The organism is Flavobacterium sp. NG2 (assembly GCF_034119845.1).
Classification (GTDB): domain Bacteria; phylum Bacteroidota; class Bacteroidia; order Flavobacteriales; family Flavobacteriaceae; genus Flavobacterium.
In genome coordinates, this window is sequence record NZ_CP139420.1 from 4,142,913 (window position 1) to 4,154,274 (window position 11,362).

9 protein-coding genes and 1 pseudogene are annotated in these 11,362 nt (G+C 32.7%); 7 read left to right on the top strand and 3 right to left on the bottom strand.

The features are described from left to right. Positions 1-513 precede the first annotated feature (513 nt). A complete protein-coding gene (gene hisS / locus SLW70_RS16620; protein WP_320889796.1) occupies positions 514-2,226 on the bottom strand; it encodes a histidine--tRNA ligase in 1,713 nt (570 codons plus the stop codon). Between the two features lie 323 nt (positions 2,227-2,549). On the opposite strand from hisS, the gene SLW70_RS16625 reads away from it, so the two are divergent. From SLW70_RS16625 to SLW70_RS16715, 4 genes and pseudogenes are all read left to right on the top strand, one after another. After that, positions 2,550-2,687 carry a hypothetical protein gene (locus SLW70_RS16625; RefSeq protein WP_320889797.1) on the top strand — a complete coding sequence of 46 codons (138 nt, stop codon included), beginning with the start codon at positions 2,550-2,552 and terminating at the stop codon, positions 2,685-2,687. 88 nt (positions 2,688-2,775) lie between these two features. Beyond that, on the top strand, positions 2,776-4,020 hold the full coding sequence (locus SLW70_RS16630) for an ABC transporter permease (protein ID WP_320889798.1): 1,245 nt from the start codon (positions 2,776-2,778) through the stop codon (positions 4,018-4,020). Between the two features lie 167 nt (positions 4,021-4,187). After that, positions 4,188-5,549 carry a transposase gene (locus SLW70_RS16635; protein ID WP_320889800.1) on the top strand — a complete coding sequence of 454 codons (1,362 nt, stop codon included), beginning with the start codon at positions 4,188-4,190 and terminating at the stop codon, positions 5,547-5,549. Positions 5,550-5,699: 150 nt separating this feature from the next. Continuing rightward, positions 5,700-7,048: pseudogene (locus SLW70_RS16715) on the top strand (IS3 family transposase). A 140-nt stretch (positions 7,049-7,188) separates the two neighbouring features. Here SLW70_RS16715 and prmC read toward each other — a convergent pair. Next, a complete protein-coding gene (gene prmC, locus SLW70_RS16650; RefSeq protein ID WP_320889801.1) occupies positions 7,189-8,037 on the bottom strand; it encodes a peptide chain release factor N(5)-glutamine methyltransferase in 849 nt (282 codons plus the stop codon). Between the two features lie 404 nt (positions 8,038-8,441). Here prmC and ribD point away from each other — a divergent pair, with 404 nt between their 5' ends. Genes ribD through SLW70_RS16665 form a run of 3 tightly spaced genes read left to right on the top strand, consistent with a single transcriptional unit; the run spans position 8,442 to position 10,738 of the window. Further along, positions 8,442-9,503 (top strand): bifunctional diaminohydroxyphosphoribosylaminopyrimidine deaminase/5-amino-6-(5-phosphoribosylamino)uracil reductase RibD, encoded by a 1,062-nt coding sequence (gene ribD / locus SLW70_RS16655; protein WP_320889802.1) that lies wholly within the window; start codon positions 8,442-8,444, stop codon positions 9,501-9,503. Beyond that, complete coding sequence (locus SLW70_RS16660) at positions 9,496-10,101, top strand: HAD family phosphatase (protein WP_320889803.1); 606 nt, start codon at positions 9,496-9,498, stop codon at positions 10,099-10,101. The genes ribD and SLW70_RS16660 overlap by 8 nt, the downstream gene beginning before the upstream one ends. 4 nt (positions 10,102-10,105) lie before the next feature. Further along, on the top strand, positions 10,106-10,738 hold the full coding sequence (locus SLW70_RS16665) for a YigZ family protein (protein ID WP_320889804.1): 633 nt from the start codon (positions 10,106-10,108) through the stop codon (positions 10,736-10,738). Positions 10,739-10,761: 23 nt separating this feature from the next. Here SLW70_RS16665 and SLW70_RS16670 read toward each other — a convergent pair whose 3' ends face one another. Then, a complete protein-coding gene (locus SLW70_RS16670) occupies positions 10,762-11,163 on the bottom strand; it encodes a thioesterase family protein (RefSeq protein ID WP_320889805.1) in 402 nt (133 codons plus the stop codon). Between the last annotated feature and the right edge of the window lie 199 nt (positions 11,164-11,362).

Sequence of the window (11,362 nt, forward strand, 5' to 3'; positions counted from 1 at the left end):
TTACCTTTATTTTTAAAAATATTTTTAAACATATTTTACACTTTCCTTTGGAGAGCAAAAGTACTGCCAAAACTGTCTAAATGTCAAATTGTCACTTCGTTTTTTGATAAACAACAAATTCACTGTTATTTTTTCATTATTAATTTAAATTTTAATACTTTTTTGTGAATTATATCAATTGTTTTATCTATGTTTGTTATCTATTCTTTTTAAAAAAGAATTTAAGGTTAATTCACATATTATTAATTCACCATACCTTATATCAAAAAAAAGCTTTGTTTATATAAACAAAGCTTTTTTTATGACCAAAAATTAAGGGAAATTCCAAATCTAGGAACTTATAAATCTATCTATATTTAAGGAGCAGTACGTTTAGTGCATTAAAGGAACATTGCTCCTGCTATCCGCTAAATATCTTGTATTCGCTTTCGCAATACAAGATGATACCGCTGCTATCAGGGCTAGAAATCACGAAAGAAATTCCAAAACCCATGACTTCCTCCTTCTAACTCCTTACTCTTCCAACAAACTTTTCTTCAAACCATCTAAATCAACTAAAACTTGCTCTCCAGTTGTTAGATTTTTAAGTGCAAACTGACCTGCTTTCATTTCCTCCTCACCTACAATAACTGCATAAGGAATATTTCGTTTGTCAGCGTGTTGAAATTGCTTCCCTACTTTTACATTATCAGGATACAATTCTACTTTTATTCCATAAGCTCGTAATTGCTTGATGGCATTCATCGCATAAAAAGCTTCTTTCTCACCATAATTAATAAACAAAGCTTTAGTAGACACCGTTACCGCTTGTGGAAATAAGCCCAACTCTTCAACGACCAAATAAATACGGTCTAGTCCAAAAGAAATCCCTACTCCACTCATGTTTTTCAACCCGAAGATACCAGTCAAATCGTCATAACGACCACCGCCACCTATAGATCCCATAGCAACACCTTTTGGTGCGGCTACTTCAAAAATAGCGCCTGTATAATAATTCAGTCCACGAGCCAAAGTCACATCCAAATCCAAGATTGCCGTTGACAATCCTAATTGCGAAACATTATCACAGATAAAACGCAATTCAGCTACTCCTTTTAATCCTTCTTCCGACTCAGCCAACAATTGGGATAATTTTTCTATTTTTTCAGAAATTGTTCCTGTGAAGTTAAACAAGGGTTGCACCTTTGTAATCGCTTCCTCAGAAATTCCCTTTTCTATCATTTCTTTCTTAACTCCGTCCTCTCCTATTTTATCGAGTTTATCCAAAGCCACAGTAAAATCTATCAATTTATCCGAAGCTCCAATTACCTCAGCGATACCTGATAAAATTTTACGGTTGTTGATTTTTACAGTTGCTCCCGCTAATCCTAAATCAGTAAAAACAGCATCGTATAATTGCACCAATTCCACCTCTTGCCATAAGGATTTAGAACCTACCACATCAGCATCACATTGAAAAAACTCTCTGAAACGCCCTTTTTGTGGACGATCCGCACGCCAAACGGGTTGGATTTGGTATCTCTTGAAAGGAAATTCGATTTCGTTTTGATGTTGTACTACGTATCGTGCAAACGGAACAGTTAAGTCATAACGCAAGGCTTTCTCTGAGATTTTTCCAGCAATCTGCTTAATGCTATCTCCCTCAAAAACATCTTTAAAAACTGTTCGTTCAATAGCTTTTGAAAAAATCAATGAATAATAAAACAATTTTTCATCATTTTCAACACATTTTTGAATATATTTAAAAATTCCATAATCTAGATATGCAGACATTCGCGCATACTCTACCCCGATTTTTTTAGAAATTACATCCGAAAACGAATTATCGAATAACTCGTTTAAAAAAAAAGCATCCCTAAAAATTTTTCTTGATTCTATATCAAAATTCTCTTCTGTAAATGATGTTATGTTTTTGAACTTTTTTTCAAACAATACTAAGAAAGAATGCTCCAAACATTTTTTTAAAATCTCTTTTTGATATTTTGTATTAATTTCCACATCTTTTAAAAAATCACCTGAGTTTAGTATTTTAAAAATCAAGCGATCTCCTTCTTCTCCATATTTCCCCATTAGGGTATCAGAGTTTTCAAAAGAAGGGGTCTCGATTGGTGCGAAACCAAATTTCTCGAAATTATTTTTTATGGTTTGGATAATGTATTGTCTTTTTGCCACCTCTGCTGGTGAGAAATCTCTTGTCCCTTTAGGAATACTGGGTTTTGATGCCATTGTAATTGTTTAAATATTTTGAGATTTTGGATGTAAATCAAAATCTTTGCAAATATCTTATTTTTAAAATAAAACTGTTTACTATTTTAAAATTTTAAACAGATAAGTTTTTTTACTATGCGTGTGTGGCTTTAAACCATATAAGAGATTTAAGAACATTTAAGCATTGCAGTAAAAATATTAAAAAATATAAGTCATATAAGTTTTTAAAGATTTTTTGAAAGGATGTGCCTAAGACAACTTGTATGTTTAGTTATTTTGGAACACAGATTTTAGAAATTAAAGAAATTTAAAGTCTCAGGCTTTAAGATTCGCTGAAAGGGATGAGTCCCTACTTAAATGTTCTTATTTTTCTTATATGGTTTGAAAAACGTATCAAACGTATCAAACGTATCAAACGTATCAAACGTATCAAACGTATCAAACGTATCAAACGTATCAAACGTAAAAAACTTATATGACTTATATGACTTATATGGTTAAAAAAAAAAAGCTCTTGTGTATTTAGCAGGAATTGCTCCAAAAAATGTACATTAGTGACAAATTAAAATGATGCTTCAGTTATTTAAAGAAAATATCCGAATTGCTATAGGCTCTATTCGAACGCAGCTGTTGCGTACGATTTTGACGGTGATTATTATCGCTATTGGAATCACGGCTTTGGTAGGGATTTTAACGGTGGTTTCGGCTTTGGAAAATACTATTTCGAGTGATTTTTCATCGATGGGAGCCAATACATTTTCGATTAAGCAATACGAAAATGACCTTAGAAGGCGTCAGGGCGAACCTAGAAAAATCATCAACCCCACAATTTCATACCCTGAAGCCTTGGCTTTTAAAAATAAATATCATTTTCCACTAACCGAAACCTCACTTTCTTTTAAGGCAACTTCTACAGCAGAAGTAAAATTTGAAACAAAAAAAACAGACCCTGAGATTTCAATACTAGGTGTTGATGATTATTTCTTAGTCAATTCGGGTTTAGAAACGAGTTCAGGGCGGAATTTTAGCAATTTTGACATCAAGAACAACACCTATTCTTGTATAGTAGGTTCTGATTTTGAAAAAGGACTACTAAAAGATGTAAATCCGATTGGCAAAACCATTTCGATTCGAGGTGCACGATTTAAAGTAATCGGTGTTTTAAAAGAAAAAGGAGCCACCTTTGGCAACAATCAAGATTTACGTGTTTTGATTCCGATTCAATTAGCGCGTTCCTTATTTACCGCTCCTAATATCAATTACACCATTAGCATTTTAACTCAAAAAAACGAAATGCTCAACGAAGCGATTGACCACGCCATTAGCAGTATGCGTAGCATTCGAAAATTAAGCCCCATGAAGGAAAATAATTTTGGAATCGTTCGTTCTGACGATTTAATAAATAAAATTCTAGGAATTACAAAGTATCTAGGATTAGCTTCTTGGTTAATAGGTGTGATTACCATTCTAGGTTCGTCTATAGCCTTAATGAATATTATGATTGTTTCGGTTACCGAACGCACACGAGAAATTGGTGTCCGAAAAGCGTTAGGCGCAAAAAAAACAACCGTTGCCACTCAGTTTTTTATTGAAACGATATTAATAGGACAAATTGGCGGACTAATTGGGATTATTCTAGGAATTGCAATTGGTTATGGAATTGCTTCGGCAATGAAATTTGAATTTGTAATTCCGTGGCTAGCCATTTTTGCCGCTTTTATGACAAGTTTTATTGTAGCAATTATTTCTGGATTGTATCCTGCAATTAAGGCTGCAACACTTGACCCGATTGAGGCATTGCGTTATGAATAGCTTAAACACAAAGAACACCAAGGAAGCACTAAGCGCACTAAGATTATTTAGGCACATTCATAATAACACAAAAAGTTGTTTTTCAGTAAAATAGATGTTATTTTAGAAGAAACAAACCCCGAAATTGCTCAAAACGAGTCAAAAACGGGGTTTTCTTTTAAAGTGTGATGGCAAAAATAGTACGTTTAAGCGAATTTCAATACAAATTTTCAATTTTTACTATCAATGAAAATTTTGATAGTTTTTACGCCCAATTTTTAAAAACGGATTTGGGTAAAATATACCTTTCAATGCCTTTTTCTGAGCTTAGTCAAGCCTTCAAATTGAAAGATTCTAACAAAGGGACTCATTGTTATTTTAGTCCCAAGGGTAAGATTGCCCTGATGATGTTAAAAAATTACTACGGTTGCTCAGATAAAAAACTTATCGAACTTTTGAACGGTAATATTTTTATGCAGTTTTTTTGCGACATTTTAATCCCTATAGACAAACCCCTGACTAATTTTAAAATCGTGAGCCAAATCAGAATGGAACTCTCCAAAGGCTTAAATATTCGAAAGAGTCAAGAAATATTAGCTAAAAACTGGATTCCATATATGAGTGATTTGGATAAAATTTTTACAGATGCTACTTGTTACGAAAGTGAAGTACGTTTTCCTACTAATCAAAAACTACTATGGGAATGCGTACAATGGAATTACAAACAAATGGAAGCCTTATGCGGCATGTTAAAAATCAAGTTACCAAGAACCAAGTATTTGGATTGGTGTAGACGCTATAATGAATATTCTAAAAAAAGAAAAAAGCAATCAAAACACCGTACAAAAGTAACCAGAGGACTGTTGAAATTATTGTACAAACTTAACGCTGAACTCAATAAAATTGAGAATCAAAATTCTTTTGAAGCTACTAAAAAATACAAAAACCAACGTTCTCTAATCGCTAAGGTGTATCAACAACAGTCTCAAATTTTTAAAACAGGCAAAAGTGTTCCAGATAGAATAATAAGTATTAGTAAAAGCTATATTAGACCTATTGTAAGAGGTAAGGAAGTAAAACAAGTTGAATTTGGAGCCAAAGTCAACAAAATCCAAATTGATGGAATTAATTTTATAGAACATATTCAGTACAGAGCTTTCAATGAAGGTACACGTCTTCAAAGCACGGTTTTTTGCGCTCAAAACTTAACCAAAACTAAAGTAAAAATGCTTGGTGCTGATGCAATTTATGCCACCAATAAAAATCGAACATTCACCACTTCAAACAACATCCAAACCGATTTTGTGCGAAAAGGAAAAGCTGGCAAAAATGAAGAACAGCGTAAAATCTTAGCTAAAGAAATCAAAAAAGAACGCTCCACTCGATTAGAAGGAAGTTTTGGAAAAGAGAAAGAACATTACAATCTAAAAAAGATAAAAGCCAAAACCCAAAAAAGTGAAATGCTTTGGATCTTCTTCGGAATACATACAGGAAATGCCCTGGAAATAGGAAGAAGAATTCTCAAGCAGCAACAAATTTTAGCAGCCTAAAAAAACAAAAAACACCTCCGTGGAGAACGTGCATCTAGTCAATACCTAAAAAAGACTTTTTTGACACATCAGAGTCCGTGAAAAATAAAAATGACCAATTTTGAAACTGAACATGCCCCAAAAAGTTAGACACTATTTGGGGCATTTTTTATGGAAAGAAAAGTTAAATATGATTATGCATTTAAATTAGAATGTGTAGAATTAGTTTTAAAGAAACATTACTCAATGTATCATGTTTCAAGATTAAAAGGTATTAACAGATCCAATATTCGTAAGTGGGTCAGTTTTTATAAGGCTTATGGTGAAATTGGTTTATTACCGCGAATAAATCAAAGTTATTCCGCTGAATTTAAGTTAAAAGTACTCAAAACCATAGAAAAAGACTCTCTTTCATTGATGGCAACTGGTATAAGATTTAATATCCCAGATATTGCCATAATTTTAAAATGGAAAAAAGATTATGCTAACTTTGGCCTTAAAGGATTAGAGACAAAACAAAGAGGCAGACCAATTTCTATGAGCAATAATCGTAAAAAAAGCAAATCAAACAAACCCTTAACAAGGGAAGAAGAACTATTAAAAGAAAACGAAAGACTTCGTTGTGAGAATGAATTGCTAAAAAAGTTACAAGCCTTAATTCAAGCCAGGAAAAATTCCAAGCCATAGTAGATTTAAGGCATAAATTTGATTTAGAGTTACTTCTAGATCTAACAAATATGGCGCGCAGTAGTTTTTATTATCATCAAAAACAGAGCAGATTACCTGATAAATATAAAGAAACTAAAGAGTTAATTAAAGTCATTTATAAACGACATAAAGGGCGTTATGGCTACAGACGAATAACTGATGAACTTCAAAGTAAAGGAGTCGTTATCAATCATAAAACCGTTTTAAAATTGATGAAACTATTAGGACTAAAGAGTATTGTTAGAGTAAAAAAATACAAATCTTATAAAGGGGAAAATGGTAAAATAGCTCCAAACTTATTGCAAAGAAATTTTAAATCAGAAGCTCCAAATCAAAAGTGGGCAACCGATATAACAGAATTTAATGTCTCTGGAAATAAGTTGTATTTATCACCTATAATTGACTTGTTTAACCAAGAAATAATCAGCTATGAACTTACTGAACGACCAGTTTTTAACCAAGTAGTTATGATGCTAAAAAAAGCATTTAAGAAAATACCAAATAATACAAATTTACTACTCCATTCTGACCAAGGTTGGCAATATCAAATGAGGCAGTATCAATATTTATTAAAGAAAAAAGGTATTGTGCAAAGTATGTCACGAAAAGGAAATTGTTTAGATAATGCTATTATTGAAAATTTCTTTGGAACACTAAAGTCTGAAATGTTTTATACGCAAAAATTCAAATCAATAGAACAATTAAAAAAGGAAATCGATAAATATATAATCTATTACAACAACGAGAGAATTAAATCAAATTTAAACAAAATGAGTCCGATAAAATATCGAACTCATTATTATCAAAATTAAATATAAATTTGTCTAAACTTTTGGGTGCAGTCTAAACTGAAATTTGGTCATTTTTTTTATTTCTTGGAAAAAATAGGATTACTTCTGAATGTGCCTATTTATTCTTAGAACCTTTGAGACTTAGTATCTCTGAAGCTTAGTTACTTTTCTCCAAAAATCATTCTATCGTTTCCGTAAATATCTTTTCGCAGCTCGATGTTTATATAACCTAATTCTTCCAACAAACCTACCATTTCTTTCCCAAGATACTGATTAATTTCAAAATACAATTGCCCATTTGGCGTCAAGTGTTGCTGAGCTAATTCGGCAATTTTTCTATAAAAAACCAAAGCATTATCATCAGCGACAAAAAGCGCTAAATGTGGTTCGTACTCCAAGACATTGTTCTTTATTTCTTGTTTTTCCAAATCACGTACATATGGCGGATTTGAAACTATAATATCAAATTGTTGAAACAAATCTTCGGTTTCAAGAATACTTTGCTCAATAAACTGAACCTTTACGTCGTTTGCTAGTGCATTTTTTTGGGCTGTAGCCAAAGCTCCTTTCGAAACATCAATAGCAGAAACTTGAGCATTAGGAAGGTTTTTAGCTAATGCAATAGCAATACAACCCGAACCTGTACCAATATCAAGAATTTTCAACGACTTCTCAGCTTTTGCATTTTCTTGAATGATCCAATCTACTAACTCCTCGGTTTCGGAACGTGGAATTAACACATTTTCATTAACTTCAAATTCTAAACCATAAAAACTTGTTGAGCCTAAAAGGTATTGAACAGGAATTTCCTTTTTTAATTGTGCCAACAAATCATTCCAAACTTTTAATTCTTCTTCCAAAAACTCCAAATTCGGATTCAATGCTAAATCGATAGCTCGTAAGTGATGTTTATTTTCTAATATCAAATAGAAAAAACTCTCAGCTTCATCAACTCCATAAAGAGCTGTTAGTTCTTGAACAAAAAAAGTACGGTATTGCCTGCTATTCATTTGAAAATGGTAAACTCAAGAACCCTTGAAATTGAATTGCAAAAGTAAGGATTGTTTTGAAGAAACTTAGACTAACAAGCTTGATAAGTTTTTAAAACACATAGAAACATAGGATCTTCTTTGTGCATAAGTCGCTTTGCTTTACATAGAAAATCATAGCTTAACCTGCTAAAACAATACATCCACTACAAAGAATTATCTAATTAGGAGTGGAAAGTAATTAAATATATCACTGTAAAACAGAATATTTACTATGATTGGCTATGCAAAGTAAAGCGCCTTTTTAATACAACAAAAAACTATGTTTCTATGTGTTTAAAAAAGGCTAGACAAGATTAATTCCACCTACCCTATTTTTACATTTTTATTTTTAAATCCAAGTCCTAAAGTATTACTTTTGCGAAGTGAACTCCAATGAAAAATACATCCAGCGCTGTATTGACCTAGCCAAAAACGGCTTAGGCACGACTTACCCCAACCCGATGGTAGGAAGCGTGATTGTATATGACGGAAAAATCATTGGCGAAAGTTGGCATAAGAAAGCAGGAGAAGGTCATGCCGAAGTCAACGCTGTTAATTCAGTAAAAGACAAATCACTACTTTCTAAAGCAACCATTTATGTTAGTTTAGAACCTTGTAGCCATTTTGGAAAAACACCTCCTTGTTGCGATTTAATCATTCAAAACAAAATCCCCAATGTTGTTATAGGCACTGTAGACCCTAATAACAAAGTGGCAGGAAGAGGCATTCAACGATTAATTGATGCTGGAATTAATGTCAAAGTAGGTTTCCTTGAAGCCGAATGCAATGAACTCAACAAGCGCTTTTTTACATTTCATCAAAAGAAGCGACCTTATATTATATTAAAGTGGGCGGAAAGCCAAGATGGTTTTATTGCACCGATCCTTCGACAAGCTCAGGATGACATAAAAGAAAAGAAACCCGTTTGGATTACATCAAAATATTCTAGGCAATTGGTTCATAAATGGAGGAGTGAAGAACAAGCGATTTTAGTAGGAACGCAAACCGTCATTGATGACAACCCAAAACTAGATGTTAGAGATTGGACCGGTAACAATCCTGTTAGAATTGTTCTAGACAGAAAAAATCGCATCCCAAAAAACAGTACTATTTTTGACAACCAAGTTAAAACTATAATAATTTGCGAATCGATTAACGAAAAAAGCTCAGAAAATTGTATATTTGAGAGTATCGATTTTGAAAAAGAAATTTCGACCCAAATTATTGAGCTATTATACAAGTATGAAATTCAATCAGTTATCATTGAAGGAGGTAGACAAACTTTACAAACTTTCATAGACAACAACCTTTGGGACGAAGCATTAATTTTCATAGGAAAACCTTTTTTCAAACAAGGAATCCAAGCCCCTATAATCAACCATTCTTGTTTCGACAAACAACAAATCGGTCAAGACGAACTTAAAATTTATAAAAACCATGATTGAAGCCATCATATTTGATTTTGGTGATATATTCATCAACCTAGACAAACCCGCAACTTTTGAAGGATTAAAAAAATTAGGTCTTTCAGAATGGAATGACGATTTAGATTATTTAAATCATCAATTTGAAATGGGAAAAATCTCAAAAGATGATTTTTTATCAGGCATTCAAAAACATTGCCCCAATGCAACTACAGAAGAAATTCTTAAAACTTGGAATGCAATTTTGTTAGACTTCCCTCTTTATCGTTTAGAATTTTTACAAATGCTTACGCAAAAGTATCGTTTGTTCCTTCTAAGTAATACTGATGCAATCCATATTGAAAAATTCCAAAAAAAAACAGGCGAGACTTTTTACACTGATTTTTACCGTTGTTTTGAACATGTTTATTTTTCATACGAAATAGGAATGCGCAAACCCAATGTTGACATATACGAATATGTTCTAAACAACCATAGTCTTGTAGCTGAAAAAACCTTATTTGTTGATGACAAACAAGAAAACACTGATGCCGCTAAAACCATTGGATTAAACGTTTGGAATCTTCAAGTAGGAGAAGAAGATGTAGTAGAATTATTCGAAAAGATGATTATTAAATAGATTTTTGAACTCTACAGATACTTATAAAACGATCGCTTTCCCTAGCGAAGAAACCTTATTCAAAGAAAAAAACAGTAAATTCTTCGGATATGCATACCCTATTGCGTCCGAAGAAGAGGTCAAGCCTATTCTTGAAGACCTTCGAAAAATCCATCCAAACGCAAGACACATTTGTTATGCCTATCAAATTGGGCATGAAAAAATTAGCTATCGCGCTAATGACGATGGTGAACCCAATAACACCGCTGGCATCCCGATATACGGACAAATACAGTCTTTTGGACTTACCAATGTTTTAGTTGCCGTGGTACGATTTTTCGGAGGCACCAAACTTGGTGTTGGCGGTCTCATTTCTGCTTACAAAAATTCGGCTCAAATTACTCTAGACAGTTGTCAAATAATCGAAAAAACTATTGATGTTTATTATTCCATTTCATTTGACTACCAAAATATGAATAAAGCGATGCGAGTTATCAAAGAACAAAAACTCGAAATCGTGAATCAAGAAATGGAACTTAATCCTGAATCGGGACTACCCATTGGAAAAATAGAGCTCAAAACACGAAAAAAAAATGCCGAAAAAATATTCGACATTTTCAATTCTATGTATGAAATTCACATTAAAATTACGGAATAAACAACTTCTCCCTTAACTCATTTTTAAATCAACAACAGACGCTCTTTTACATAGTCTGGAGGAGCCATTGGACGACCTGTTTTCATGTTCACAAACACCAAAATTGAATTCGCAATTGTTAACAACTCCATTTTCTCATTATAGATCTCATAATCAAATTCAATCTTAACAGAAGTCTGCGCTTTAAATAGTGTTTTAACAGTAATTAAATCATCATAGCGCGCTGGTTTTTTATAATTTATATTTAGCGAAACAACAGGCAACATCACCCCATTTTCTTCCATCCACTTGTACGAAACCCCCATATTCCTTAGCCATTCCACTCTTCCCATTTCAAAATACTGTGCATAATTACCATGGTAAACAACCCCCATCTGATCTGTTTCTGAATATCTCACTCGGACTTTAAACTCGAATTCTTTCATATTTATTTTTTAAAAAATTAACCCTATTTTTTTGAAGTTTCAACAAGCGCTTACAACAATTTTTCTACAAATTCAACCCCCAAATATTTTTTTTTACAGAAATTTGTTCACATATTTGTTAACCCAAAAGAAAGACAAAAATAGGTTGCTTTTCCACGGAGCAATTAATACAAAATTAAAATAATTTATTATAGAATTT